This window comes from Streptomyces sp. WAC07094 (assembly GCF_036320405.1).
Taxonomy (GTDB): Bacteria; Actinomycetota; Actinomycetes; order Streptomycetales; family Streptomycetaceae; genus Streptomyces; species Streptomyces lannensis.
This window is the reverse complement of sequence record NZ_JAVMJZ010000001.1, coordinates 4876832-4901592: the sequence shown is the minus strand read 5'-3', so window position 1 is coordinate 4901592 and position 24761 is coordinate 4876832. Positions and strand designations below refer to the sequence as shown.

Here is a 24761-nt window from a genome sequence, read left to right as displayed (position 1 = left end):
CCGGACTACTCCGCGACGGCCCGGCCCGTCAGCATGGCGAGGCTGTTGCGCACATGGTCCATCTGGGCCTGCACACAGTCCCATTGCTCACCGTGTTCCCGCAGCACCCGTTCCGTCTCCCGGGCGATGCGCTCCTCCCGCAGGCGCGCATCGGCGATGATCTCGGCGGCACGCGCCCTGGCGTCCCGCTGGATCTGCCGGGCCGACTCCTCGGCCTCGCCGAACGCCTGCTTCGCCTGCGACAGTACGGCCTCCACCCCTGCCACCCGCTCGGCCTCCGCCGCGTCCAGCGCCGCGGCCCGCGCCTCCGCCGCGCGCTCCTCGCCCTCCTGGCGCTCGGCGTGCTCCCGCTCCTGCTCGGCGAGCAGCGTCTCGGTGCGCTGCCGTACCTCGCGCAGTGCGGCCAGCGCCTCCCCTCGACCCTCCTTCACCTCGCGCCGTGCCTGGATCCGAATGTCGTCGGCCTCGGCACGGGCCGCCAGCATCCGGGTGCGGACCCGCTCCTCGGCCTCGGCACGCACCTCGCCCGCGTGGTCCTCCGCGGCCTGCCGCATCCGTCCGGCCGCCTCCTCCGCCCCGGCGACCAACTCCTGCGACTCCCGCCGCGCCTCGTCCCGCAGGGCGCCGGCCTCCTCCCGCGCCATGTCGAACAACCGCCGGGCCCGGTCGCCGAGCGCCTCGTACGTCTGCGGATCGAGCTGCGACACCGTCTCGCGCAGCCGCTCCAGGTCCCCCTCCATCTCCTTGGCCAGCACGGTGAGCCGGGCGGCCCGCTCCCAGGCGGCGTCGCGGTCCTGCGAGAGGGCCGCGGTGTACGCGTCGACCTGATCGGGACGGTAACCCCGCCGCACGGACACGAAGCCGTGCGGCGACCCCGCTGCGCTGCTCATGGAACCCCTCTCCGCCCGACCCACAGGAGCCGATGATCGTGCGCACATCTTGATGGATCAGACAGAAGTGTTCATAACGCGACACTCCACATGTAAGCAACGGACAGCGGTGAAGATCACCTGAAAAAGGGGCTGGGCCCGGTCGTATGTACGACCGGGCCCAGCCCTTGACGAAACCTCAGAAACGGGTCAGAGCAGCCCGTCCCACATCTGTTCCAGCAGCACCGACCACCAGCTCTCCGGCGAACCGAGCGCCGCCGGGTCCAGGGAGGCGAGTTGGGCCTGGAAGTCCACGGTCCAGCGGCCCGCCTGCTCCTGGTTGAGCCCGAACCTCAGCCGCCACATCCGCCCGAGCAGCGCAAGACAGCGCACGAACTCCGGCAGGCCCGTGTTCACGAACTGCGGCGGAACGGAGACGGCACCCTCCACCGGCACCGCGACGATGTTCGCCGTGCCGTACTGCACACAGATCGCCTTGCCGAAGTCGCTGCCCATGACCAGGTACGAGGCCGCGTCCGGGGCGGGCTGCACGCCACGCTCCTGCGCCAGTTCGGCCAGCGTCGGCACCGGACGGCCCGGCTGGGCCTGCGCCCAGAAGAACGGGCCCATGTCCAGCGGCAGTCCGGCCACCACCAGGGTGTGCGACACGATCGGCGGCACACCCTGCCGGGAGACCGCGGCATGATCGAACCGGAAGATCCCCGGCCCGAAGGCGCCGGCCAGCTCCTGCGCGATGCCCTCCGGCGGGATCGGCGGCACGGGCTGCACCGCGGGCAGCGGCGCACGCACCGGGCCCGGACGCGCCGGACCGTCCGCCACCTGGTGCAACTCACCCTGATGCGCAAGCAGTTGCTGCATGCCCTGCTGACGCGAGGCGTGATCGGTGCCGTACGGGGCGATGCTGGTGATCCGCGCCTGGGGCCAGTTCTCCCGGATCATCCGCGCGCAGTAGGCCCCCGGCAGCTCGCACGACTCCAGCTCCGTGTGCAGCTCCAGCACCTGGTCCGGCGGGACGTTCATCGCCCGCAGCTCGTGGAAGATCTGCCACTCCGGATGCGGAGTGCCCGGCGCCGAACGCCGGATCAGCTGCTGCTCGGAACCGTCCTGCGCGCGGTAGCGCAGCACGGCCTGGTAGCCGGGACCCACCGTCGGCAGCCCGGAGGGCGGATACCCGTACGCCGGCTGCTGACCCGGCACCGGCTGTGGAACCCCGGGCGGCATACCCGGGGGCGGCGGAGGCGCGCCGGGCCCACCGGCCGGCGGCCCGGACAGCACGGTCTCGGCGTGGTGCACGACACCCGGAGCGGGCGCACCCGGGACGCCCGGAGGCATCCCCGGAACGCCCGGAGGCATCCCCGGGACGCCGGGGGCGGCCGGCGGCTGCGGGGCACCCGGGCCGGACGGACCGGCGAGCATCGTGGCCGCGTGGTGCACACCGCCGGGAGGCGTACCACCCGGCGTGTTCGGCGCGCCCGGAGTCTGCGGAGCACCCCCCGGCGGCCCCGGGGGAACCGGCGGCCCCGCGGGAGCTGCCGGCGCCGCGGGAGTGGCGGCGCCCGACGCACGCGGCGGCACACCCGGCGCGCCAGGGGCGCCCGGCGGCTGCGGAGCACCCGGGCCCGCGGCACCCCCCGGCCCGTCGGGCCCGAGCTGCGACACCAACTGGGTCGGCACATAACCGCCCGCCCCGGGACCCGGCGGCGGAGGCGGTACGGCACCCGGCCGCACCCCCGGCGCGCCGGGCTCACCCGGCGGACGGAGCGCACCCCCGGACCGCGCCCCCCGAGGAGGCGCCGCCTTGCTGGTCGCCGCATCGGCGATGTCCTCGGCGTTCGGCGCGAGCCGCGGGCCCGACGCGGCCGAAGCCGCCGGGGACTGCGCAGCGCCGGGCGCTACGGGAGCCTGCGGCCCATCCTGCCGGGGCGCGCCCGGCGCGCCACCGGGACCCTGCGGATAGCCGTACGCCGGAGCACCGGGACCACCCGGACCCTGCGGATAGCCGTACGAGGGCGCACCCCCGGGCGCGGCGCCCGCCCCCGGCTCCTCCACCACCGGAGCGACCGCCGTATGCGGCAGCCGGCTGCCGCCCTCCATCAACGTGGTCTCCGCATCCGGGACGGACGAGGGCGGCGGCGTACCGCCGTCGTCCGCGTCGGCCAACGGCGGCGCGAACACCGTCGCCGGCAGCGGAACCGAACGATCCTCGCCCGCATCGGCGTTGGTGTCCGTCCCCGTCCACGGCGTCGCCCCCGCAGGCACGCCCGGCCTCGCGTCCTGCGGCCCCTCCTGCCCGCCCCCGGCCGCGGGCCACGGCGTACCCGAAGGCGTCGCGGCAGCCGCACCGCCCTGGGACCCGCCCGCCGCGGCCGGACGCGAACCCGCGCCGTCCGACGCCCCGGACGACGAACCGCCGTCCCGGCGACGGTCCGGAACACCCATCCTGTCGGCCGCCTCCTGAAGCCACTCCGGCGGGCTCAGCAGGAACGACGTCTGGTTCAGATCCACCCGGGCCGGCGGCGCCGGCGCCTGCCGCGCCGCCGCGTCCACCACCCCGTACTGCTCCTCGTACCGGCGGATCACCTCACCCACCGCAAGGCCCGGCCACAGCGTGGCCTCACCGCTGTCACGGGCTATCACCAGCCGCTGCGCGCCACCGTCCGACCGCGGCCCCTCGGCCCGGTCCTCCGCCCACACCACGAAGCCGAGCTCGAACTCCCGCACCCGCACCTCACGATGCTGGTACGACGGCACATCACCGTTGATCCACTCTTCCGCGCGCTCCTGCGCCTGAGCGAACGTCACCATCGCTTCGACTCACTCCCCCACCGACGACATGGGCACCGCGCGCGCGAACCCACCGTCCACCATCAGGTTCGCCACGGTCTCCAACTCCGGCGGACCACCCGCGAGCCGCGACAGAAACCCGTCGAAGTCGTCACCGCACGGCAGCAACAACCGCCGCACACGCTCGGCCGCCGCCCACGACGCATCCACGTCACGCACGTCGTCATAGGCGCAGAACCAGACCGAACCGATCCCGTCGCCCTTCACCTTCACGGCCAGCAGACCGCCCTGCACGAACCCGACACCCAGATAGTCCTTCGTCAGATGGTCGCGCAGACACTTGTTCATATAGACAAGGTCGTTGACGGCCGCCTCGTCCCGCACCGTGAAGAACGGCTGGTCCACCAGCAGCCCCAACTCGGCGTCGAGCGCCACGCCCACCGGCGCCGAACCACCCGCCGCCTTCAGGAACGACCGGTACGCGCCCGGCAGCCGGTACCCCAGTTCCTCCTCGACCCCCAGCACCTGCTGCTCCGTCACCGCCACCGACGACTTCGGCAGCCCGAAGTGCGCGGGCCGCGTCTCCTGCAACGGACGCGTCCCCCGCTTGCTGTGATCGACGCGCGCCGTCGCCACCCCGCCGTGATGCCGCAACAGCGCCTTCACCTCGACCGGCACCAACTCCAGCCGCCGCGTGCCCCGGACGTGGTGCCACGTCCACCCGTGCGGAGTCGCCACCGCCGGGATCGTGTCCCACAGCTCGTTGCCGGACGCCGCCGACACCGCATTCGCCGACACGTAGTCCGTCAGCCGCAACTCGTCCACACCGAACCCCTCGGGCGGCTCCGCGATCTCCGCGGCCGCACGGGCATAGGGCGAGAAGTCGGGATACCCGAACTCGTCGACCTGCACCCCCCTGGGATGCCTAGCAGCCCTCACCGGGTCAGGAAAGTGCACGACCTGTCCGGCATAAGCCGCGTTCGGCGGCGCGGCATGTCCCCCAGCCCGAGGTACCCCCAGCCCGAGCCGACCTGTCGTCATGACGTTTGCCCCCTGCGGCGTTCTGTCTGGCCTCTACGGCAGTGTGGATCGCGGATGTCACCAGCCTATGCGGTACGACCGCGCCGGTCACCGGGCCACCGCTCACACACCGTGCCCGGCACGCCGCCACCGTGACCAGCCGTCACCCCACCGTGACCGTACGCCGAAGCCCTGGCGTGTCGCAGCGCCCCAGCTTCCGCAGCGGCCAGGGCATTTGGCAGTCTGTTTCCTCCCAGGGGGGATGCAAGGGAGGGGAAGACGATCATGAACGCAACACAAACAGGCACGTCGGGAGACCCACGCGTCGACTGGAGCACCAGCGACGCCGCCCCCGCCCCCACCCTCCACCACCGCCGCGACGGCATACTCCCCACCGTCGCCGCCGCCCTCTCCGTCCGCGGCGCCACCCTCACCGGCACCGCCGCCCGCGGCGACCAGCCCCCCGTCCTGCACCCCCTCGTGCAGGACTTCCTCGACACCCTCACCAGCGGCCAGCGCGACCGCTGCACCGGCAGATGCGCCGAAACGATCCTCATCTCCCGGCACATCGCCACCGCCGACGCGGCACGCACCAAACGCGCCGCACGCAAGGCCATGACCAACGGCGAAGCCCGCAAAGCCCTCAAACAGGCCAAGCTCACCGCCCGCCGCATCCGCGAGGACGGCGACCCCCTGCACGGCAGCTTCGCCGCACCCTGCCGCGCCTGCACCGCACTCAGCGACCACTTCGGCGTACGCATCGTCGACCCCACGGCGCAGGACTGACCCCACGGCGCAGCACCACCACCCCCACACCCCACCGCACGACGGCGCCCGCGCCGCGCCACCGCACTCGACGAACGAAGGGCAGATGCACGCCGACCGCACCTCCACCACACGCTTCTCCGTACCCGTCGACGCCGCACTGCGCGCCGCCGGCTGGCAACCGGGCCGCTGGGACATAAAGCAGGCGGAAGTCTGGGCCGACACCCTCCGCGGCCACACCTCCCCCGCAGGCCACCAGCACGCGGTCTTCCCCGCGGCCGTCGAAGCATGGGCGGAATTCGGCGCACTGCACATCACCGCACAAGGACCCGGCCGCGGGCTCGCCCCCGCCGCCCTCCACCTCGACCCCCTGCACGGCCTCCACATGGCCCGCACCCTCGGCGACCTCGGCCGGGCCCTGGACACCGAGGTCTGCCCCCTCGGCGAGGAGACCGACAGCCGCGCCGTCCTCGCCATCGACACCGAAGGCCGCGTCTACGCCCTCGACCACACCGGCGACTGGTACCTCGGCCCCGACATCGACCACGGCCTCACCACCCTGCTCACCGGGATCGAACCCGTACGGCTCACCCCCGGCTGACGACCGCCACCACCCACACGGGCCACGGCACACGAAAGCCGGTCCGCAACCGGGACCGCCTCACGCCACCTGGGCCGGAATGACCGCCGACACCCGGAACCCACCGGCATCCGTCGGCCCCGACACAAAAACCCCGCCCAACGCGCTGACCCGCTCCTTCATCCCGACCAGGCCGTTGCCCCCACTCGGCAACCGCGCCGACTGCGCCGAACCCGGCTCCGACGGCGGCTCGTTCTCCACCTGCATCGCGATCTCCGCCGAGCGATGCGCCAGCCGCACATGCGTCTTCGCCCCCGCCGCGTGCTTGTGCACGTTGGTCAGCGCCTCCTGCACCACGCGATACGCGGTCTGCTCCACCTCACGCGCATACGCGCGCACCTGACCCTCCACCGACAGGTGCACAACCATCCCGGCCGCCGCCGACTGCCCGATCAGCTCGTCCAACTCGGCCAGACACGGCCCCTCGGAGGAATCCCCCACCGCCCGGGACGCCGCCGCCGCAGCAGCCGCCCCGACAGCCGCAAGCGGCACATCGTCCCGCACCGACCGGCCCGCCAGCCCCTCCCCCGTACGCAGCACCCCGAGCATCTCGCGCAACTCCGTCAGCGCCTGCCGGCCCATGTCCCCGACCAGGGCGGCGTTCTTGACCGCCTTCTCCGGATCCTTCCGCGCCACCGCCTGCAGCGCCGCCGCATGCACCACCATCAGACTCACCCGGTGCGCGACGACGTCATGCATCTCCCGCGCGATCCGCGTCCGCTCCTCGTTCCGCGCCCACTCGGCCCGCTCCTCCGCCCGCTCCGCGAGCAGCATCAACTCCCGCTCCAGCGAGTCCGCACGCTCCCGCAGGCTCTCCATCAGCCGCCGCCTGGCCCCCACATACAACCCGAGCAACACGGGCGGAGCCGTCATCCCCAGCGCGGTGGTGACCGAAAGAAACGGGATGAACCCGCCCGCGATCGACAGATCCCCGCGCACCATCCCCTGATGCGCCCGCACATACGTGACGATGAACATCCCGACGAACGACATCCCCGCCAGCGCGCCGATGATCCGCCGGGGCAACTCCGAGGCCGCCAGCGTGTACAGCCCCACGAGACCCAGCAGGAAACCCATCTGCGCCGGAGTGATCGCGATCGACACGAGCACCACCGCCACGGGCCACTTCCGTCGCAGCAGCAACGTGACCCCGGCGAACAGCCCGAACGCCATCCCGACCGGAACGGGCAGCCCGGCATCCCTCGAGAACTGGACGCCCTCCAACGAGCACTCCACGGCGGACACCGCCGCGAGAGACATGTCGAGCACCGCACTACGCCACCGCGTCCACCACCACGGGCCGGTCACGGCCCCCTGGTGGACTTCCCCCGTCGTGGTCATGCCTCCAGCCTACGGGCGCAGGGCGGGGGTTTTCCGGCGAGTTTCCAGTGCTGCGTCACACCACCCTCCGTAATCGAACAGAAGCGAAACCGGCCGGAATCCCTCGAACTGCTGAATCACACAACGTTCGACCACGGACGACCACATTCCGCCCGGACGGTATGCCCATGGCAGACGCACAGGGCAAATACGCGAACTTCGAAGAACTGAGGGAACGGGCGGTCGCGCTACGGCGCTCGGGGCTCAGCCTTCGGCAGATCCGCGACCAGTTGAAGGTCTTCAACAACGACATCCTCAACCGGCTGGTGAAGGGAGAACCGCCCCCGGAGTGGACGAAGCGCCCGCAGGCCAAGGACGACCTGCGGGAGAGGGCACGGGAGCTGCGGCTCCAGGGCTGGACGTACGACCGCATCGAGACGGAACTGGGGTGCTCGAGGAGTTCGGTCTCGTTGTGGGTACGGGATCTTCCGAGGCCGGAGCGCAAGCGCAGCCGGGAGGAGGCCTCCGCGATCTCCAACCGGGGCTGGGAGGAGAAGCTCCGCATCCGCGACGAGGAGCGCCGGCGGGCGAAGAAGGCGGCCGAGCAGGCGATCGGCGTTCTGTCGCCCCGCGAGCTCTTCCTGGTGGGGGTGGGCCTCTACTGGGCCGAGGGCGGCAAGGACAAGCCGTACGACCGGCGGGAGACCGTCACCTTCGTCAACAGCGATCCGGGCATGATCGAAGTCTTCCTCGCCTGGCTGGACCTCGTCGGAGTCGAGCGCGGGCGGCTGCGCTTCACCGTGATGATCCATGAGAACGCCGACGTCGCGGGCGCCGAGCAGTACTGGGCCGGCCTCGTGGGGGCGGACAGGTCCGCGTTCAACAAGACGACGCTCAAGAAGCACAATCCCAGGACGGTGCGCAAGAACGTCGGCGACTCCTACCGAGGATGCCTGGTGATCAAAGTCCTGAAGGGAGCCGACTTGTACCGTCGCATCGAGGGGTCCTGGTACGGCATAGTGTTGGGTGCCGACCCGGCGGTCTGACCGAATGTCCGATTCAGCCAGGTTTCTTCCCCCATGGTGTAACCAGGCAGCACTGAGGGTTTTGGTCCCTTAAGTTCAGGTTCGAATCCTGATGGGGGAGCTGCTGGCGCCCGGGCCCTGACAGCACCGTCAGGGCCCGCTCTCATGTCGCACCGGAAACACCCCGGTATCCTGCGGTTGTCCACCCCACCATGAAGCCGAAGGGCATCTCCGTGAGCGCCAACCGCCCGGCCGCCGTCGTCGTTCTCGCAGCGGGTGAGGGCACCCGTATGAAGTCGGCCACACCCAAGGTTCTGCACGAGATCTGTGGCCGCTCCCTCGTCGGGCATGTACTCGCCGCCGCGCGCGAGTTGAAGCCCGAGAACCTCGTCGTCGTCGTGGGCCACGCCCGTGAGCAGGTCACCGCGCACCTCACCGGTATCGACCCGGAGGCCAGGACCGCGGTCCAGGCCGAGCAGAACGGGACGGGGCACGCCGTCCGGATGGCTCTGGAGGAGCTGGGCGGGTCCGTCGAGGGCACCGTCGTCGTGGTGTGCGGCGACACTCCGCTGCTGACGGGCGAGACGCTCCAGCGGCTCGCCAGCACGCACCAGCAGGACGGCAACGCCGTCACGGTGCTGACCGCGGAGGTGCCCGACGCCACCGGCTACGGCCGTATCGTCCGTGACGGCGGCACCGGTGTCGTGACCGCGATCGTGGAGCACAAGGACGCGAGCGACGCCGAGCGTGCGATCAAGGAGATCAACTCCGGTGTGTTCGCCTTCGACGGGCCTCTGCTCGCCGACGCCCTCGGGAAGGTCCGCACGGACAACAGCCAGGGCGAGGAGTACCTCACCGACGTTCTCGGGATCCTGCGGGAGGCCGGGCACCGTGTGGGTGCGTCCGTGGCCGGCGATCACCGTGAGATCGCGGGCATCAACAACCGGGTGCAGCTGGCGCAGGCCCGCCGCATCCTGAACGACCGGTTGCTGACCGACGCGATGCTCGCCGGGGTGACGGTCGTCGATCCCGCGACCACCTGGGTCGATGTGGCGGTGACGTTCGAGCAGGACGCGGTCGTGCTGCCGGGGACGCAGCTGCTCGGTTCGACCCACATCGGGCAGGGGGCCGAGGTGGGCCCGAATTCGCGGCTGAAGGACACCTCGGTGGGTGCGGGGGCGCGGGTGGACAACACCGTGTCCGACGGGGCGGTCGTGGGGCCGCAGGCCTCCGTCGGCCCGTACGCCTATCTCCGTCCGGGTACGCGGCTGGGCCTGAAGTCGAAGATCGGTACGTACGTGGAGACGAAGAACGCCTCCATCGGTGAGGGCACGAAGGTGCCGCATCTGTCGTACGTGGGGGACGCGACGATCGGCGAGTACACGAACATCGGCGCGGCGAGTGTCTTCGTGAACTACGACGGGCAGGACAAGCACCACACCACGGTGGGGTCGCACTGCCGCACCGGTTCGGACAACATGTTTGTGGCTCCCGTCACGGTCGGGGACGGCGCCTACACGGCGGCGGGGTCCGTGATCACGAAGGATGTGCCGGCCGGTTCGCTGGCTGTGGCCCGTGGTCAGCAGCGGAATATCGAGGGCTGGGTGGCCCGTAAGCGTCCGGGGAGCGCGGCTGCGAAGGCGGCCGAGGCGGCTGTCCGGGACGTGGAAGGCGAAGCCTGACCGGAAACAGGTGCGTCTGACACGGCGTACCGTGATAAGTGCACACCCGCACCCACCAGCTGAGACGGCCGTCGCACCCAGCCGCGGCGTCTGCCGGCATCGAGCTGAGAACACCTCTGAGGAGACAGTGCTGTGACCGGGATCAAGACGACCGGCCAGAAGAAGTTGATGTTCTTCTCCGGCCGCGCCCACCCCGAGCTTGCCGAGGAGGTCGCCCGCCAGCTGGAAGTCGGGGTCGTCCCGACGAAGGCCTTCGACTTCGCCAATGGCGAGATCTATGTTCGCTACGAGGAGTCGGCACGTGGTGCCGATTGCTTCTTGATCCAGAGCCATACGGCTCCGATCAACAAGTGGGTCATGGAGCAGCTGATCATGATCGACGCCCTGAAGCGGGCGTCGGCGCGTTCCATTACGGTGATCGTGCCCTTCTACGGTTACGCGCGGCAGGACAAGAAGCACCGCGGACGTGAACCGATTTCGGCTCGCCTGGTCGCGGACCTGATGAAGACGGCGGGTGCGGACCGCATCCTGACGGTGGACCTGCACACGGATCAGATCCAGGGGTTCTTCGACGGTCCGGTGGACCATCTGTTCGCGCTGCCGCTGCTGGCGGACTACGTGGGCGCGAAGGTGGACCGGGACAAGTTGACGGTGGTGTCCCCGGACGCGGGTCGTGTGCGGGTGGCGGACCGTTGGTGCGACCGTCTGGGTGCGCCGCTGGCGATCGTGCACAAGCGGCGTGACAAGGACGTCGCGAACCAGGTGACGGTGCACGAGGTCGTCGGTGATGTGAAGGGCCGTATCTGTGTCCTGGTCGACGACATGATCGATACGGGTGGCACGATCTGCGGTGCTGCGGACGCGTTGTTCGCGCACGGTGCGGAGGATGTCATCGTGACGGCGACGCACGGTGTGCTGTCGGGTCCGGCGGCCGACCGGCTGAAGAACTCGAAGGTGAGTGAGTTCGTGTTCACGGACACGCTGCCGACGCCGGGTGAGCTGGATCTGGACAAGATCACGGTGCTGTCGATCGCGCCGACGATCGCGAGCGCGGTGCGTGAGGTGTTCGAGGACGGTTCGGTGACGAGCCTGTTCGACGAGCAGTAATGGTGGTCCGGCCGGGCCGGTAGAGATCGTTTTGGGTGTGGCCTCCCGCTCCGAGTAGACTGCTGCAGTTGCTCGGCGAGGGAGGCCGTACTCATGGGTACGGCGGTCCGTTATCGACGCGCTCTTCGTAGCAGGCCGTTCGTGGCCGGGTGACCGTCCATTACTGCTTCTACGAGGAGTGATCATGTCCGAGGTGAAGATCGCCGCCGAGACGCGCAGCGAGTTCGGCAAGGGTGCCGCGCGTCGTATCCGTCGTGACAGCAAGGTTCCCGGTGTGCTGTACGGCCACGGTTCCGAGCCGCTGCACCTGACCCTGCCGGGCCACGAGCTGCTGCTGGCGCTGCGTACGCCGAACGTTCTGATCTCGCTGGACATCGACGGCAAGAGCAATGAGCTGGCGATTCCGAAGGCCGTGCAGCGTGACCCGCTGAAGGGTTTCCTCGAGCACGTGGACCTGCTGCTGGTCAAGCGCGGCGAGAAGGTCACGGTCGAGGTTCCGGTCCAGGCCGAGGGTGAGCTGGCCCCGGGTGGCAACCTGCTGGAGCACGTGCTGACGGCGCTGCCGGTGGAGACCGAGGCCACGCACATCCCCGAGGCGGTGACCGTTTCGGTGGAGGGTCTGCAGGCCGGTGCGTCCATCCACGCCAAGGACATCGTTCTTCCGTCGGGTGTGACCCTGGCTGTGGACGAGGACGCCGTGGTGCTGCAGGTTCTGGCCGCGCAGGCGGAGGAGGCCCCGGAGGGCGAGTCGGCCGAGGGCGAAGAGGCCGCCGTCGAGGCCTGATTCCCGTCGTCGTTCTGTCAGCCGCTGTTCCCGTGTGGGGCAGCGGCTGGCGCGTATCGAGGAGACATGGACGTGACCACCCCGGTAAACGGCCCTTGGCTCGTTGTGGGCCTCGGCAATCCCGGATCCGAGTATGCGATGAACCGGCACAATGTGGGGTTCATGGTGGCCGATCTGCTGGCCGAGCGGATCGGCGGGAAGTTCAAGCGGGCGGGCAAGGCGCAGGCTCAGGTCGTGGAGGGGCGGATCGGTCCGCCGGGTCCGGCGAACCGTCGGGTGATCCTGGCGAAGCCCATGTCGTACATGAACCTGTCGGGCGGCCCGGTGAGTGCTCTGCGGGATTTCTACAAGGTTCCGGTGGCGAACGTCGTGGCGGTGCACGACGAGTTGGACATCGACTACGGCATCCTGCGGTTGAAGCTGGGGGGTGGGGACAACGGCCACAACGGGCTGAAGTCGATCACTAAGGCGATGGGTGCGGACTATCACCGGGTGCGGTTCGGGATCGGTCGTCCTCCGGGGCGGATGCAGGTCGCGGATTTTGTGCTGAAGGACTTCTCGTCGGCGGAGCGCAAGGAGCTGGACTACTTCGTGGACCGTGCGGCGGACGCGGTGGAGTGTCTGGTGATCGAGGGGCTGGAGCGGGCGCAGGGCACGTACAACTCCTGAGTGCGGCCGGGTGGGTGTGGGTGTCGGGTGCTGGGCGGCGTTTCATGGGCACAACTCGGGACTTGTCGCACTCGGCGACGGGCCGGAGTTGACCGGGCGCAAGGCCATGGCCAAGGATCGCCGGCATGCCTTCTGCCGTCTCGTCCTCTCAGGGTGCGGTCGCGGTGCTGCGGTTCGGGCGGCTCGCGGCCATGGGTGCGGTCGCCGTCCTGATCGTGGTCGCCGGCGCCTGGGGTTCCTGGGGCACCGCGCAGTACGTGATGCTGACCAAGGGCCGTGAGCGCGGCACGATCGAGGTGACGCGGTGCGGCGCCGACACGTGCACCGGTCCCTTCACACCCGTCTCGCCGGGGGCGCGGGCGCGCGGGAGCGTGGTCATCGACAAGTCGGTCGCGGTGAAGCGCGGGCAGACGTACGCGGTGATCGTGAAGCCGGGTTCGGACGCCGTCTTGCGCTCCGGTCCGGCGGGTGTTCTGTATGCCTGGGTGCCGCTGGGCGGGGCGTTGCTGCTGGCCTCGGTCGTGGTGGCGGGCGGACTGCGTGCGGTGCGTGCGGCGTGGGTGCTGGCGGGGGCCGGGGTCGCGTTGCTCACGGCCGCCTTCGCCCTGCTGTGAGGGTGTCCGGGTGATGTCCGGGGTGGCCGTTTGCCGGGTGTGACGGTGCCCCCGTGCCCGCCTGCGGGGCAGGCACGGGGGCACCGTGGTGCGCGGGGTGGGTTCAGCCGGTGTTGCGCAGGCCCGCGGCGACGCCGTTCACGGTCAGCAGCAGGGCCCTCGCCAGCAGCGGGTCGGCCTCGGCTCCCTCGGCCGCCGCGTCGCGCTGGCGCTTGAGCAGGGCGACCTGGAGGTAGGAGATCGGGTCGAGGTAGGCGTCCCGGATGCCGAAGGTCTGCTTCAGGACGGGGTTGGCGTCGAGGAGTTCCTGCTCGCCGGTCACCCGCAGTACCTCACGGACCGTCAGTTCGTGTTCGGCCTCGATCGTGCCGAACACGTGCTTGAGCTCGTCGGGGACGAGGGTGTCGACGTAGTGGCGGCCGATCCTCAGGTCCGTCTTGGCGAGGGTCATCTCGACGTTGGAGATGAAGTTGCGGAAGAAGTGCCACTGTTCGTGCATCTCGTCGAGCACGGTGTCGAGGCCGGCTTCGCGCAGCGCCTTCAGGCCGGAGCCGACGCCGAACCAGCCGGGCACGATCTGCCGGGACTGGGTCCAGCCGAAGACCCAGGGGATGGCGCGCAGTCCGTCGAGACCGGCCCCGGAGTCGGGGCGCCGCGAGGGGCGGGACCCGAGGTGGAGGTCGGCGAGCTGGTCGACCGGCGTGGAGGCGAAGAAGTACGCCGGCAGGTCGGGGTCCTCGACGAGCCTGCGGTAGGCGGCGTGGGCGGCGTCGGAGACGACGTCCATGGCCGCGTCCCAGCGTGCGAGGGCCTCGACGGACTGGCGGGGTGCGGTGTGCAGAGCCGAGGCCTGGAGGGTGGCGGCGACCGTCAGTTCCAGGTTCTCCCGGGCCAGGGAGGGGATCAGGTACTTGTCGGAGATGACCTCGCCCTGCTCGGTCACCTTGATCTCGCCCTCCAGGGTCCCCCAGGGCTGGGCGAGGATCGCGTCGTGGCTGGGGCCGCCGCCGCGGCCGACGGTGCCGCCACGGCCGTGGAAGAGCCGCAGGCGTACGCCGTAGCGGTGGGCGACGTCGCGCAGCCGGCGCTGGGCGCGGTGGATCTCCCACTGGGAGGTGGTGATGCCGCCGAACTTGGAGGAGTCGCTGTAGCCGAGCATGACCTCCTGCACGTCTCCGCGCAGGGCGACGAGCCGCCGGTAGGACGGGTCGGAGAGCATGTTCTCCAGGAGGGTGTCGGCGGCCTTGAGCTCGTCGGTGGTCTCCAGCAGCGGGACGATGCCGATCTTGGCCCAGCCGGCGTGCAGGTCGACCAGTCCGGCCTCACGGGCGAGGACCGCGGCGGCGAACACGTCGTCGGCACCCTGGCACATGGAGATGATGTAGGACTCGATGACCTCGGGTCCGAAGACCTTCAGGGCCCGCTTGATCGTCTCGAACGTGCCGAGGGTCTTGGCGCCCGCGGCGTCGAGCGGGGCCGGGGTGGGCGCGAGGGGCCTGCGGGAGCGCAGTTCCTTGGCGAGCAGCCGGTGCCGGTACTCGCGCGGCATGTCGTCGTAGCGCCAGGACTCCTCGCCGAGCCGGTCGAAGAGCTGGCCGAGGGCGTGGTGGTGGGCGTCGGCGTGCTCGCGGACGTCCATGGTGGCGAGCTGGAGGCCGAAGGCGGCGATGGTGCGGATGGTGCGGGCGAGGCGGCCGTCGGCGAACAGGCCGCCCCGGTGGGCGCGCAGCGAGGCCTGGACGAGCCGCAGGTCGTGCAGGAGTTCGCCGGTGCCGAGGTAGTCGCGTCCGGGCTCGTGCTGGGTCCCTCTGGCGAGGCGCCGCTTGGTGTTGACGAGCTTCTGGCGGATGCAGGTGGCCTTGAGGCGGTAGGGCTCCTCGGCGTTCAGGCGCTTGTAGCGGGGGCTGATCTCGGGCAGCAGCTCGAGGTCGGCGCGGAGGGACTCCAGCAGGTCCTCGGTGGCGCCGGTGTAGCGGATCGACTGGGACAGCAGGCCGCGCAGTTCGTCGACCATCTCCAGCACGTCGTTGATGCCGTGCTCGTGCTGCAGGATCAGCACCTCCCAGGTGACCTCGGGGGTCACGTTGGGGTTGCCGTCGCGGTCGCCGCCGATCCAGGTGCCGAAGGTCAGGGGGCGGGTGCCGTCGGGGAGCTTGACCCCGACGCGCTCCAGTTCCGCGGTGAGGTCCTCCAGGACGTCGCCGACGGCGCCTGCGTGCAGTTCGTCCAGGTAGTAGATGGCGTTGCGGGCCTCGTCACTGGGCTCGGGGCGTACGACGCGCAACTCGTCGGTCTGCCAGACGAGGTCGATGTTCTCGGCCAGGCGGATGTCCTGGCGGCGCCGGTCGGACTCGAGGACGGGGGTCTCCAGGAGCGCGGCGATACGCCGGAGCTTGTTGAGGACGGAACGGCGCGCGGCCTCCGTCGGGTGGGCCGTGAACACCGGGCGGACGTTCAGGTGCGTGACGGTCTCACGCAGGTGCTCCGGGTCGGCGTCCTTGAGGCGGTCGGCCGTACGGGCGAGGAGTCCGCCCTCGGCGGCGCGCTTGGCACGCAGCTCGCGGCCGCGGTGGACCTGCTCGGTGACGTTCGCGAGGTGGAAGTAGGTGGAGAAGGCGCGTACCAGCTTGGCCGCGGTCTCCAGCTCGGTGCCGCGCAGGAGTTCCGCGGCGGCCTCTCCGTCCTCTCGGGTGAGCCGGCGTACCCGCTCGACCAACTCCAGGAGTTCGGGGCCCTCCTGCCGGACGAGGGTCTCGCCGAGCAGATCGCCCAGTCGGCGGATGTCGGCGCGCAGCTCGCTGCTGGTCGTCGTGGTCTGGTCGTCGGCACTGCTCACAGGTGCGGCTCCTTGCAGTATTCAGGAGGTGCGTCGCGTCAGCGACTCCCTGGAAGGGCGGTGGTGGGCGACGGGTGGGGGTCGTCTGGGAGGGAACCCGGATGGGTGCCGCGCGGTGGGTGCCGCATACGGAACGGGCATCCGGGAAGGTAACAATGCGGACCGCGCTGTCCGACCGACTCCAGGATAGGTGCCGGGCGGACGCGCAGGCCCACGGGCTCTTGCCGCCGGGCAACGCACTGCCATACTTACGATGCCGTAGGTTACGGAGACGTAGGGTCTCCCGTCAGATCACGGGAGCACCTTGGGGCCGTAATCCGGGCACCTGCCGCAACCCTCGACCCCACAGGGGACGCCCATGACCGCACGCTCCGATGTGATGGCAGACGCCGCACAGGCGAACGACGACACTCTGCTGCTCTCCGCGACTCTGGGTGGCGAGCAGAAGCGCTCGATCGAGCAGATCGCCCTGCTGCTGTTCATCACCGTCCCGTTCCTTGCGCTCGTCGCGGCGGTGCCGCTGGCCTGGGGCTGGGGCGTGAGCTGGCTCGACCTCGGCCTGATGGTCTTCTTCTACTACCTGGGCTGTCACGGCATCACGATCGGTTTCCACCGCCATTTCACACACGGTTCGTTCAAGGCCAAGCGGCCCCTGAAGATCGCGCTGGCGATCGCGGGTTCGATGGCCGTGGAGGGCCCCTTGGTGCGCTGGGTGGCCGACCACCGCAAGCACCACAAGTTCTCGGACGCCGAGGGCGACCCGCACTCCCCGTGGCGGTTCGGCGAGACGCTCCCGGCCCTGATGAAGGGCCTGTGGTGGGCGCACATCGGCTGGCTGTTCGACGAGGAGCAGACGCCTCAGGACAAGTACGCACCGGACCTGATCAAGGACCCGGCCCTGCGGGCGGTCTCCCGGCAGTTCGTGCTGTGGACCGTGGTGTCCCTGGCGCTGCCGCCGCTGATCGGCGGGCTGGTCACGATGTCCTGGTGGGGCGCTTTCACGGCGTTCTTCTGGGGCTCACTCGTCCGGGTGGCGCTGCTGCACCATGTGACCTGGTCGATCAACTCGATCTGCCACGCGGTGGGCAAGCGCCCGTTCAAGTCCCGTGACCGCTCGGGCAACGTGTGGTGGCTGGCGATCCTGTCGTGCGGCGAGTCGTGGCACAACCTGCACCACGCGGACCCGACGTCCGCCCGGCACGGCGTGGAGCGCGGCCAGCTCGACTCCTCGGCGCGGATCATCCGCTGGTTCGAGCTGCTCGGCTGGGCTTCCGACGTGCGCTGGCCGTCACGCTCGCGTATCGATTCGCGCCGCAGCACGGACGGGAACGGCTCCCGGCGAGGGAAGGCGACCGCCGACGCGGCATGATTGACGCGTGGCGACCGACTCCTCCAGCACCCCCAGCAATGAAAAGCCGCGGCGCCCCCGCCGCACCCGGATGACCGGTGCGGAGCGCCGCCAGCAGTTGCTGGAGATCGGTCGCACGCTGTTCGCCGCCAAGGGCTTCGAGGGCACATCGGTGGAGGAGATCGCGGCGAAGGCCGGGGTCTCCAAGCCGGTGGTCTACGAGCATTTCGGTGGCAAGGAGGGGCTGTACGCGGTGGTGGTGGACCGCGAGATGCGGCGCCTGCTGGACATGGTGACCGGTTCGCTGACCGCGGGGCATCCCCGCGAGCTGTGCGAACAGGCGGCCTTCGCGCTCCTGGACTACATCGAGGAGTACACCGACGGTTTCCGCATCCTGGTCCGCGACTCGCCCATCCCGCAGTCGACGGGTTCCTTCGCCTCCCTCATCTCGGACATCGCCACCCAGGTGGAGGACATCCTCGGCCGCGAGTTCAAGAGCCGCGGATTCGACCCCAAGCTGGCCCCGCTGTACGCCCAGGCCCTGGTCGGCATGGTCGCCCTGACCGGGCAGTGGTGGCTGGACGTGCGCCGGCCGAAGAAGGCCGAGGTCGCCGCCCACCTCGTGAACCTGGCGTGGCACGGCCTGGACGGGCTGGAACCGAAGCCGCGGCTGATAGGCCATCGCAAGAACTGAGGCGGGCCCGCCGGGTCACCCGTTGTGGTGATCCTCGTCGGCCGTGACCGGCTCGAGGAACTCCAGCCGGTTGCCCACCGGGTCCTGCGAGTAGAAGCGACGGTGACCGGGGAGGCCGCCGTCCCAGGTGACCTCGGCCCCTCGCGCCCGGAGCCGGGCCGCGTACGCCTCGATGCCCGTGACCCGCAGCCCCGGGTGGGCCTTCCTCGCGGGCCGGAAGTCGCTCTCGATCCCCAGGTGCAGCTGCACCGCGCCCGCCCGGAACCAGCAGCCCCCTCGGGCGGCGAGCACCGGCGGCTTGGGGACCTCGGTCATGCCGAGGACATCCGTGTAGAACGCGCGCAGCAGCTCCTCGGAGCCCGGCGGGGCGGCGAGCTGCACATGGTCGACGGCGGCGAGCATCCCTCACACCTCCCTCGTGGCGACGGCGAAGATGCGGCGGAACGGGAACACCGTGCCGTGCGCGGTCGCCGGGTACGCCTCCCGCAGGGCCGTGCGGTAGTCGGCGAGGAACTCCTCCGCGCCGTCCCCGAGCTCGGTCAGCACCGGGCGCAGTCCGGTGCCCTTCACCCAGTCCAGGACCGGGTCCTCGCCCTGGAGCAGATGCAGGTACGTCGTCTCCCAGGCGTCCACCGTGCAGCCGAGGTCGGCCAGGCGCTCCAGATAGGTCCCCGGGGTGAGCACGGCGTCGTCGTGGCGCAGTGTGCCGGCCAGACGGTCCTTCCAGCGGGGGGAGTGGGCCAGTTCCCGCATCAGCCGGTGGCTGGGCGAGTCGAAGTTGCCGGGGACCTGGAAGGCGAAGGTGCCGCCGGGAGCGAGGCCGGAGATCCAGTCGGGGAAGCGTGCGGCGTGCCCGGGCACCCATTGCAGGGTGGCGTTGCTGACGATCAGGTCGTACGGCTGCGCGGGCGTCCAGGTCCGGGCGTCGGCCGGCGCGAAGTCGAGGCGGCCGCCGCCCTGAGTGGGGCCTTCGTGCTCGGTGTGGGCCTTGTCGAGCATCTCCGGCGAGTTGTCGTACCCGGTGATGTACGCGGTGGGCCAGCGCTCGGCGAGCAGGGCGGTGACATTGCCGGGGCCGCAGCCGAGGTCCGCGATGCGGGGCGGGCCGCCGGGCAGATCGGGGACGCGGGCGAGCAGGTCGGCGAAGGGGCGGGCGCGGTGGCCGGCGTGGCGCAGGTACTGGCCGGGATCCCAGACGGGGGCGGCGGGCATGACAGGGCCTCCTCGGGGCGGGCGGACGGGGGAGCGGCGGAGCACCCTGCCCGGGTGCCCTCGTACGGAGGCGGCGCCCCCGTTTGACGTCGCCTCCGTACGGACAGCATCCTCGTACCCAAACTATCTCGACGTCAAGAGACTCCACGTCAAGAGACTTCATGTCGACACAACCACTACACTGATCGACATGGAGGACGAGGTCGATCGGCTGGTCGCTGCGTGGCGCCGGGAGCGCCCGGACCTCGACGTGGAACCGCTCGAAGTGCTCAGCCGGGTCAGCAGGCTGGCCCGGCACCTGGACCGCGCACGTCGGCTGGCGTTCGCGGAACACAGTCTCGAGCCCTGGGAGTTCGACGTCCTCACCGCGCTCAGGCGGGCCGGCGGCCCCTACCAGCTCTCGCCGGGCCAACTGCTGACCCAGACTCTGGTCACCTCGGGCACCATGACCAACCGCATCGACCGCCTGGCGAAGAAGGGCCTGGTCGAGCGGCTTCCCGACCCGAGCGACCGCAGGGGCGTGCTGGTACGCCTCACGGACGAGGGCCGGGACCGGGCCGACCAGGCACTCGCCGGACTGCTCGACCAGGAGCGCGCGATCCTGGCGGAGCTGAGCACCGCCCAGCGCAGTGAACTGGCCGCACTACTACGCCAGTTGACCGCCCCGTTCGACAACATCCCCGGCTAGGTCGACCGGTCCGACACCGGCGCGCCGGGCGAGGGCCACGGCCGCGAGGGTGGAGTGGACGCCGAGTTTGCCGAGGACGTTCTGCATGTGTGTGCGGACGGTGTGCGGGGAGAGGAACAGCCGCTCGGCGACGGCCTTGCGGCCGAGCCCGGCGACCATGCAGCGCAGCACCTCACGCTCCCGGGGCGTCAGGGACTCCACCAGCCGCTCGCTCTCGGTGCGGTGCTTGCGGGCCGCGGTCAGCTCGCGCAGCACACCGGTGAGCAGGGCGGGCGGCAGATGCGTCTCGTCCCGCAGCACACCCCGGATGACCGCCAGCAGCCGGGACAGCGAGCAGTCCTTGGCGACCCAGCCGGACGCCCCGGCCTGCAGGGCGAGCGCGGCACGGCGCGGGTCGTCCTTCTCGGCGAGGACGACGGTCCGCACCTGGGGCTGGCCGGAACGGACCCCGGCGACCAGGGATATGCCGTCGACGAGTCCGTCCTCGTCGCCCACCTGTACGGGGACCGCCGGGCGCGCGCCCGGGACGTTGCCCCCGAGGTCCGCGTCGACGAGCATCACGTCGAATCTGCGGCCCTCGGCGGCCGCCCGGTCGAGGCAGCGCAGTGCGGCCGGGCCGCTGCCGGCCGCGGACACTTCGACGTCGGGCTCGGCCGCCAGGGCGGCGGCGAGCGACTCGGCGAAGATGCGGTGGTCGTCGACGACCAGGACTCGGATGCGGATCACTGAAACCCCCACAGCTCGGGGGACGACCGGCGCAGGTACGGCGCCCGGAATGCTCCCCGGTCATTCACCTGGGACGGAGGCGACGCAGTCGCACGGCCGCCGCCGTGCTGGAACTGCTACCCCCACCCCGGGCGTCGTACCCGACTGTCTCGCCCCCTGATCAGCACCGGCCCCCACCGGCGCTGTTCACAGGGTAGGGCCAGGGACCGGGAGCGGAAGGAAATTTGCAGAACTGGTTGGCCGGCGCGCTTATGGTGTGCCGCATGTTTCGTATCGAGACGGAAGTCGACAAGACGCGGCGGGAACTGCTCATCACTCGGCTGCGCGAGACGAACACGGCGGCCTCCCCGATACTGCGCGCGCTGCGCGGGACCCCGACCGAACGCGAAGTCCCGCTCCACATATGGGCGTTGGACACGACTGGCGAACTGGCCGGCGGCCTGGTCGGGCACACCTGGGCGACGTGGCTGTACGTCGCCTACCTCTGGGTGGACGATCGCCATCGCGGCGCCGGCGTCGGCGGCCGGCTGCTGGGCGAGGCGGAGCGCGTTGCGAAGGAGGAGCGCGACTGCACGGCCGCGCGCCTGGAGACCTGGGACTTCCAGGCCCCGGAGTTCTACCGGAAGCAGGGCTACGACGTGGTGTGCGTGATCCCCGACTATCCGCCGGGGATCACGGAGTACACCCTTACGAAGCGCTTCGGCCGACCCGGTGCGCTCCCGCCGCAGGAACCGCCGGGAACACCCGGGGCGCCGTGAAACCGGCGGCGCCGAACGCCTCCTCGATCGCCTTGGCGACGGTGTCCGCCTCCGGGGCCTCCACCAGGACGATCGCCGAGCCGCCGAAGCCGCCGCCGGTCATCCGGGCGCCGAGCGCGCCGGAGGCGTTCGCGGTGTCGACCACCAGGTCCAGCTCCGGGCAGGAGATGCGCAGGTCGTCGCGCAGGGAGACATGGCCCTCGGTCAGCACGGGCCCGATCGCCCGGACGTCGCCCGCGTCCAGCAGGGCGACGACCCGGTCGACGCGGTGGTCGTCCGAGACGACATGGCGCACATAGCGGCGCAGCCGCTCGTCGGACAGGCGCTCGAGCGCCTGCTGAAGGTCCTCGTAGGCGATGTCGCGCAGATGCGAGACCCCGAGCTGCCGGGCGCCCTCCTCGCACCCCTCGCGCCGCTCGGCGTACGCCCCGTCGCCCAGCGCGTGCTTGACGCGCGTGTCGACGACGAGCAGCGCGAGGTCCTGGGAGGCCAGGTCGAAGGGGATCTGGCGGAGGGACAGATCACGGCAGTCGAGGTGGAGGGCATGGCCCTCGGTGCTGCAGGCCGACGCCATCTGGTCCATGACACCGCACGGCACGCCCACGAAGTCGTTCTCGGCGCGCTGGGCGAGCCGCGCCAGCTCGGGACGGCCGAGGCCGAGGCCGTACAGATCGTTCAGGGCGAGGGCGGTGACCACTTCGAGCGCGGCCGACGAGGACAGACCGGCGCCCGTCGGCACGGTCGAGGACAGATGCAGATCCGCGCCGGTGATCTCGTGCCCCGCCTCGCGCAGCACCCACACGACCCCGGCCGGGTAGGCGGCCCAGCCGGTGTCGGTCCGCGGCCGGAGTTCGTCGATGCGCAGTTCGACGACCGGGCCCTCGATGTCCGCCGAGTGCAGGCGCAGCACCCCGTCGGTGCGCCGCGAGACCGCCGCGACCGCCGTGTGCGGCAGTGCGAACGGCATCACGAACCCCTCGTTGAAGTCCGTGTACTCGCCGATCAGATTGACCCGGCCCGGTGCCGCCCAGACGCCCTCGGGAGCCGCCCCGTACAGCTCCTCGAAGCCCTCGCGTACGCCCACCTACTGCTCCCTTGTGATGTTCTGTGCGAACTCCCACGCGTCCGCGACGATACCCGCGAGATCCGCGCGGGACGGGTTCCAGCCGAGCCGCTCGCGGGCCGTGGCCGCGGAGGCGACCAGGACCGCCGGGTCGCCGCCCCGGCGCGGGGCCACGACCTCCGGGATCGGATGTCCGGTGACCTGGCGCACCGTCTCGATGACCTCGCGCACGGAGAAGCCGTTGCCGTTGCCGAGGTTGCAGATCAGGTGCTCGCCGGCGGTGGCGGCGTCCAGTGCCAGCAGATGGGCCTCGGCCAGGTCCGCGACGTGGATGTAGTCGCGCACGCAGGTGCCGTCCGGCGTCGGGTAGTCGTCACCGAAGACCGAGATCGCCTCGCGCCGGCCCTGCGCGACCTGGAGCACGAGCGGGATCAGGTGGGACTCCGGGTCGTGCCGCTCGCCGCAGGAGCCGTACGCGCCCGCCACGTTGAAGTAGCGCAGCGACACGGCGCCCAGACCGTGCGCCGCCGCCTCACCGGTGATCATGTGGTCGACCGCGAGCTTGGAGGCGCCGTAGGGGGAGGTCGGCGCGGTCGGGTCGGTCTCGGTGATCGGGGTGCTGACCGGCTCGCCGTAGGTCGCCGCGGTGGAGGAGAAGACGAGCTTGCGCACACCCGCCTCGCGCATGGCGCCGAGCAGCGCCATGGTGCCGCCCACGTTGTTGTCCCAGTACTTCTCGGGCTTCACGACCGACTCGCCGACCTGAGAGAACGCGGCGAAGTGCAGGACCGCGTCGAAGGAGGGGTCCAGCCACTTGGCGGCATCGCGGATGTCGCCCTCGACGAAGGAAGCGCCGGCCGGCACGCCCTCGCGGAAGCCGGTGGAGAGGTTGTCGAGAACGACGACCTCGTGCCCCGCCTCCAGCAGATGCTGCGCGACCACACTGCCCACATAGCCCGCGCCACCGGTGACCAGGTACTTCCCGCTCATGAACTCGCTACCTCTCGCAGTCGCTGGGCCGCGGCTTCCGGCGGCACGTCGTTGATGAACACGTTCATGCCGGACTCGGAACCCGCGAGGAACTTCAGCTTGCCTGAAGTGCGGCGAATGGTGAAAAGCTCGAGGTGGAGGGCGAAGTCGTCCCTGTTCACGCCGTCGAACTCCTCCAGCGTGCCGAACGGCGCCTGGTGCCAGGCGGCGATGTACGGCGTCGGCGACTCCTGCGCTCCCCCCTCGCTGTCGTCGAAGATCCGGTCGAAGCGCCTCAGGAGTTCCAGATAGACCTTGGGGAATTCTGTGCGCGCCGCCTCCTCGAGCGCCAGCAGATCGGGGACGCGGCGGCGGGGATAGAGGTGGACCTCGTAGGGCCAGTGCGCGGAGTAGGGCACGAAGGCCACCCAGTGCTCACCCTCGAGGACGACCCGCCCGTCGGCGAGTTCGCGTTCGAGGACGGCGTCGAAGAGGTTCTCGCCTCCGGTCGCCTCCTTGTGCGCGGCCAGGGAACGGAGCATCAGGGCGGTGCGGGGCGTGGTGAAGGGGTAGGCGTAGATCTGACCGTGCGGGTGGCCGAGGGTCACTCCGATCTCCCGGCCCCGGTTCTCGAAGCAGAACACCTGCTCCACGGCGGGCAGATGGGACAGTTCGGCGGTGCGGTCGGTCCAGGCGTCCAGGACCAGGCGAGCCTGCTCCTCGGTCAGGTCGGCGAAGGAGGCATTGTGGTCGGAGGTGAAGCAGACGACCTCGCAGCGGCCGGAGTCGCCGGCGAGCGAGGGGAAGCGGTTCTCGAAGACCACCACGTCGTACGAGGAGTCCGGGATCTCGCTGAGCCGCTCGCCCCGGGAGGGGCACAGCGGGCACTGGTCGGCGGGTGGGAGGTAGGTGCGGCCCTGCCGGTGCGAGGCGACGGCGACCGAGTCGCCGAGCAGCACATCGCGGCGGATCTCGGAGGTCGTGACGGTCCGCTCCAGCGGCCGGCGGTCCACTGCGTCCCGCACGGTGTCGTCGCGCAGGTCGTAGTAGATGAGCTCACGACCGTCGGCCAGCCGGGTCGAGGTCTTCTTCACGACACCTTGCCTTTCTGCTGCACTGCCGGACTCGCCGTCCGCACCCGAACGGGCTCGTCATCCGCACCCGTAC

Annotated in this window: 23 protein-coding genes; 12 read left to right on the top strand and 11 right to left on the bottom strand. The window is 70.8% G+C overall.

Going from position 1 to position 24761, the window contains the following annotated elements; translation table 11 throughout:
* Window positions 1–5: 5 nt before the first annotated feature.
* From RCR19_RS21740 to RCR19_RS21730, 3 genes are all read right to left on the bottom strand, one after another.
* Window positions 6–890 (bottom strand): DivIVA domain-containing protein, encoded by an 885-nt coding sequence (locus tag RCR19_RS21740; protein ID WP_331266644.1) that lies wholly within the window; start codon window positions 888–890, stop codon window positions 6–8.
* Window positions 891–1079: 189 nt separating this feature from the next.
* Window positions 1080–3695 carry an SUKH-4 family immunity protein gene (locus RCR19_RS21735; RefSeq protein WP_331266643.1) on the bottom strand — a complete coding sequence of 872 codons (2616 nt, stop codon included), beginning with the start codon at window positions 3693–3695 and terminating at the stop codon, window positions 1080–1082.
* Window positions 3696–3704: 9 nt separating this feature from the next.
* Window positions 3705–4715 carry an SMI1/KNR4 family protein gene (locus tag RCR19_RS21730; protein WP_331266642.1) on the bottom strand — a complete coding sequence of 337 codons (1011 nt, stop codon included), beginning with the start codon at window positions 4713–4715 and terminating at the stop codon, window positions 3705–3707.
* A 264-nt stretch (window positions 4716–4979) separates the two neighbouring features.
* Between RCR19_RS21730 and RCR19_RS21725 the strand changes: the two genes are divergently transcribed.
* Window positions 4980–5480: a YwqJ-related putative deaminase gene (locus RCR19_RS21725; RefSeq protein WP_331266641.1), complete on the top strand. Its 501-nt coding sequence runs from the start codon at window positions 4980–4982 to the stop codon at window positions 5478–5480.
* An 85-nt stretch (window positions 5481–5565) separates the two neighbouring features.
* A complete protein-coding gene (locus RCR19_RS21720; protein ID WP_331266640.1) occupies window positions 5566–6060 on the top strand; it encodes an SUKH-3 domain-containing protein in 495 nt (164 codons plus the stop codon).
* Window positions 6061–6120: 60 nt separating this feature from the next.
* Here RCR19_RS21720 and RCR19_RS21715 read toward each other — a convergent pair whose 3' ends face one another.
* The gene (locus tag RCR19_RS21715) at window positions 6121–7440 is read right to left on the bottom strand and encodes a histidine kinase (protein WP_331266639.1); all 1320 of its coding nucleotides are present in this window, start codon (window positions 7438–7440) and stop codon (window positions 6121–6123) included.
* 167 nt (window positions 7441–7607) lie between these two features.
* Here RCR19_RS21715 and RCR19_RS21710 point away from each other — a divergent pair, with 167 nt between their 5' ends.
* The 6 genes from RCR19_RS21710 to RCR19_RS21685 all read left to right on the top strand — a co-directional run bounded on the left by RCR19_RS21710 (window position 7608) and on the right by RCR19_RS21685 (window position 13300).
* Window positions 7608–8465, top strand: coding sequence for a hypothetical protein (locus tag RCR19_RS21710; protein WP_331266638.1), 858 nt, complete (start codon window positions 7608–7610; stop codon window positions 8463–8465).
* Between the two features lie 212 nt (window positions 8466–8677).
* A complete protein-coding gene (gene glmU / locus RCR19_RS21705; RefSeq protein WP_331266637.1) occupies window positions 8678–10126 on the top strand; it encodes a bifunctional UDP-N-acetylglucosamine diphosphorylase/glucosamine-1-phosphate N-acetyltransferase GlmU in 1449 nt (482 codons plus the stop codon).
* 132 nt (window positions 10127–10258) lie between these two features.
* Window positions 10259–11233, top strand: a complete 975-nt coding sequence (locus tag RCR19_RS21700; protein WP_331266636.1) for a ribose-phosphate diphosphokinase — start codon at window positions 10259–10261, stop codon at window positions 11231–11233.
* Window positions 11234–11417: 184 nt separating this feature from the next.
* Entirely contained in the window at window positions 11418–12017 is a 600-nt protein-coding gene (locus RCR19_RS21695; RefSeq protein ID WP_331266635.1) for a 50S ribosomal protein L25/general stress protein Ctc, read from the top strand.
* A gap of 66 nt (window positions 12018–12083) precedes the next feature.
* Window positions 12084–12686, top strand: a complete 603-nt coding sequence (gene pth, locus RCR19_RS21690) for an aminoacyl-tRNA hydrolase (RefSeq protein WP_331266634.1) — start codon at window positions 12084–12086, stop codon at window positions 12684–12686.
* 125 nt (window positions 12687–12811) lie between these two features.
* Entirely contained in the window at window positions 12812–13300 is a 489-nt protein-coding gene (locus tag RCR19_RS21685; protein ID WP_331266633.1) for a hypothetical protein, read from the top strand.
* A 103-nt stretch (window positions 13301–13403) separates the two neighbouring features.
* On the opposite strand, the gene ppc is transcribed toward RCR19_RS21685, so the two are convergent.
* Window positions 13404–16136 (bottom strand): phosphoenolpyruvate carboxylase, encoded by a 2733-nt coding sequence (gene ppc, locus RCR19_RS21680; protein ID WP_331266632.1) that lies wholly within the window; start codon window positions 16134–16136, stop codon window positions 13404–13406.
* A gap of 358 nt (window positions 16137–16494) precedes the next feature.
* Between ppc and RCR19_RS21675 the strand changes: the two genes are divergently transcribed.
* Together RCR19_RS21675 and RCR19_RS21670 are read left to right on the top strand one after the other, a co-directional pair.
* Window positions 16495–17505: a fatty acid desaturase gene (locus tag RCR19_RS21675; RefSeq protein WP_331266631.1), complete on the top strand. Its 1011-nt coding sequence runs from the start codon at window positions 16495–16497 to the stop codon at window positions 17503–17505.
* Window positions 17506–17512: 7 nt separating this feature from the next.
* Window positions 17513–18178, top strand: coding sequence for a TetR/AcrR family transcriptional regulator (locus RCR19_RS21670; protein ID WP_059130705.1), 666 nt, complete (start codon window positions 17513–17515; stop codon window positions 18176–18178).
* Window positions 18179–18193: 15 nt separating this feature from the next.
* On the opposite strand, the gene RCR19_RS21665 is transcribed toward RCR19_RS21670, so the two are convergent.
* Entirely contained in the window at window positions 18194–18580 is a 387-nt protein-coding gene (locus tag RCR19_RS21665) for a VOC family protein (RefSeq protein WP_331266630.1), read from the bottom strand.
* 3 nt (window positions 18581–18583) lie between these two features.
* Window positions 18584–19390, bottom strand: coding sequence for a trans-aconitate 2-methyltransferase (locus RCR19_RS21660; RefSeq protein ID WP_331266629.1), 807 nt, complete (start codon window positions 19388–19390; stop codon window positions 18584–18586).
* 190 nt (window positions 19391–19580) lie between these two features.
* On the opposite strand from RCR19_RS21660, the gene tamR reads away from it, so the two are divergent.
* Window positions 19581–20078 carry a MarR family transcriptional regulator TamR gene (gene tamR / locus RCR19_RS21655; RefSeq protein ID WP_115975461.1) on the top strand — a complete coding sequence of 166 codons (498 nt, stop codon included), beginning with the start codon at window positions 19581–19583 and terminating at the stop codon, window positions 20076–20078.
* Here tamR and RCR19_RS21650 read toward each other — a convergent pair.
* On the bottom strand, window positions 20037–20804 hold the full coding sequence (locus RCR19_RS21650) for a response regulator transcription factor (protein ID WP_331266628.1): 768 nt from the start codon (window positions 20802–20804) through the stop codon (window positions 20037–20039). The two genes, tamR and RCR19_RS21650, sit on opposite strands and share 42 nt — an antisense overlap.
* 251 nt (window positions 20805–21055) lie before the next feature.
* Between RCR19_RS21650 and RCR19_RS21645 the strand changes: the two genes are divergently transcribed.
* Window positions 21056–21562 (top strand): GNAT family N-acetyltransferase, encoded by a 507-nt coding sequence (locus RCR19_RS21645; RefSeq protein ID WP_331269513.1) that lies wholly within the window; start codon window positions 21056–21058, stop codon window positions 21560–21562.
* On the opposite strand, the gene galK is transcribed toward RCR19_RS21645, so the two are convergent.
* From galK to galT, 3 genes are read right to left on the bottom strand one after another with little or no spacing between them, the layout of a single operon-like run.
* On the bottom strand, window positions 21492–22646 hold the full coding sequence (gene galK / locus RCR19_RS21640) for a galactokinase (RefSeq protein ID WP_331266627.1): 1155 nt from the start codon (window positions 22644–22646) through the stop codon (window positions 21492–21494). The two genes, RCR19_RS21645 and galK, sit on opposite strands and share 71 nt — an antisense overlap.
* Window positions 22647–23615, bottom strand: a complete 969-nt coding sequence (galE, locus tag RCR19_RS21635) for a UDP-glucose 4-epimerase GalE (RefSeq protein ID WP_059130698.1) — start codon at window positions 23613–23615, stop codon at window positions 22647–22649.
* Entirely contained in the window at window positions 23612–24688 is a 1077-nt protein-coding gene (gene galT / locus RCR19_RS21630) for a galactose-1-phosphate uridylyltransferase (RefSeq protein ID WP_331266626.1), read from the bottom strand. The genes galE and galT overlap by 4 nt, the downstream gene beginning before the upstream one ends.
* Window positions 24689–24761: the final 73 nt, after the last annotated feature.

Excerpts from the sequence above, each read along its gene's own strand:
- RCR19_RS21720 (WP_331266640.1), top strand. The coding sequence starts at position 5,566 with ATGCACGCCGACCGCACCTCCACCACACGCTTCTCCGTACCCGTCGAC.
- RCR19_RS21715 (WP_331266639.1), bottom strand. The coding sequence starts at position 7,440 with ATGACCACGACGGGGGAAGTCCACCAGGGGGCCGTGACCGGCCCGTGG.
- RCR19_RS21665 (WP_331266630.1), bottom strand. The coding sequence starts at position 18,580 with ATGCTCGCCGCCGTCGACCATGTGCAGCTCGCCGCCCCGCCGGGCTCC.
- RCR19_RS21645 (WP_331269513.1), top strand. The coding sequence starts at position 21,056 with ATGGTGTGCCGCATGTTTCGTATCGAGACGGAAGTCGACAAGACGCGG.
- RCR19_RS21695 (WP_331266635.1), top strand. The coding sequence starts at position 11,418 with ATGTCCGAGGTGAAGATCGCCGCCGAGACGCGCAGCGAGTTCGGCAAG.
- RCR19_RS21740 (WP_331266644.1), bottom strand. The coding sequence starts at position 890 with ATGAGCAGCGCAGCGGGGTCGCCGCACGGCTTCGTGTCCGTGCGGCGG.
- RCR19_RS21735 (WP_331266643.1), bottom strand. The coding sequence starts at position 3,695 with ATGGTGACGTTCGCTCAGGCGCAGGAGCGCGCGGAAGAGTGGATCAAC.
- pth (WP_331266634.1), top strand. The coding sequence starts at position 12,084 with ATGGACGTGACCACCCCGGTAAACGGCCCTTGGCTCGTTGTGGGCCTC.
- RCR19_RS21660 (WP_331266629.1), bottom strand. The coding sequence starts at position 19,390 with ATGCCCGCCGCCCCCGTCTGGGATCCCGGCCAGTACCTGCGCCACGCC.
- RCR19_RS21675 (WP_331266631.1), top strand. The coding sequence starts at position 16,495 with ATGACCGCACGCTCCGATGTGATGGCAGACGCCGCACAGGCGAACGAC.
- RCR19_RS21710 (WP_331266638.1), top strand. The coding sequence starts at position 7,608 with ATGGCAGACGCACAGGGCAAATACGCGAACTTCGAAGAACTGAGGGAA.
- tamR (WP_115975461.1), top strand. The coding sequence starts at position 19,581 with ATGGAGGACGAGGTCGATCGGCTGGTCGCTGCGTGGCGCCGGGAGCGC.
- RCR19_RS21725 (WP_331266641.1), top strand. The coding sequence starts at position 4,980 with ATGAACGCAACACAAACAGGCACGTCGGGAGACCCACGCGTCGACTGG.
- RCR19_RS21730 (WP_331266642.1), bottom strand. The coding sequence starts at position 4,715 with ATGACGACAGGTCGGCTCGGGCTGGGGGTACCTCGGGCTGGGGGACAT.
- galE (WP_059130698.1), bottom strand. The coding sequence starts at position 23,615 with ATGAGCGGGAAGTACCTGGTCACCGGTGGCGCGGGCTATGTGGGCAGT.
- RCR19_RS21685 (WP_331266633.1), top strand. The coding sequence starts at position 12,812 with ATGCCTTCTGCCGTCTCGTCCTCTCAGGGTGCGGTCGCGGTGCTGCGG.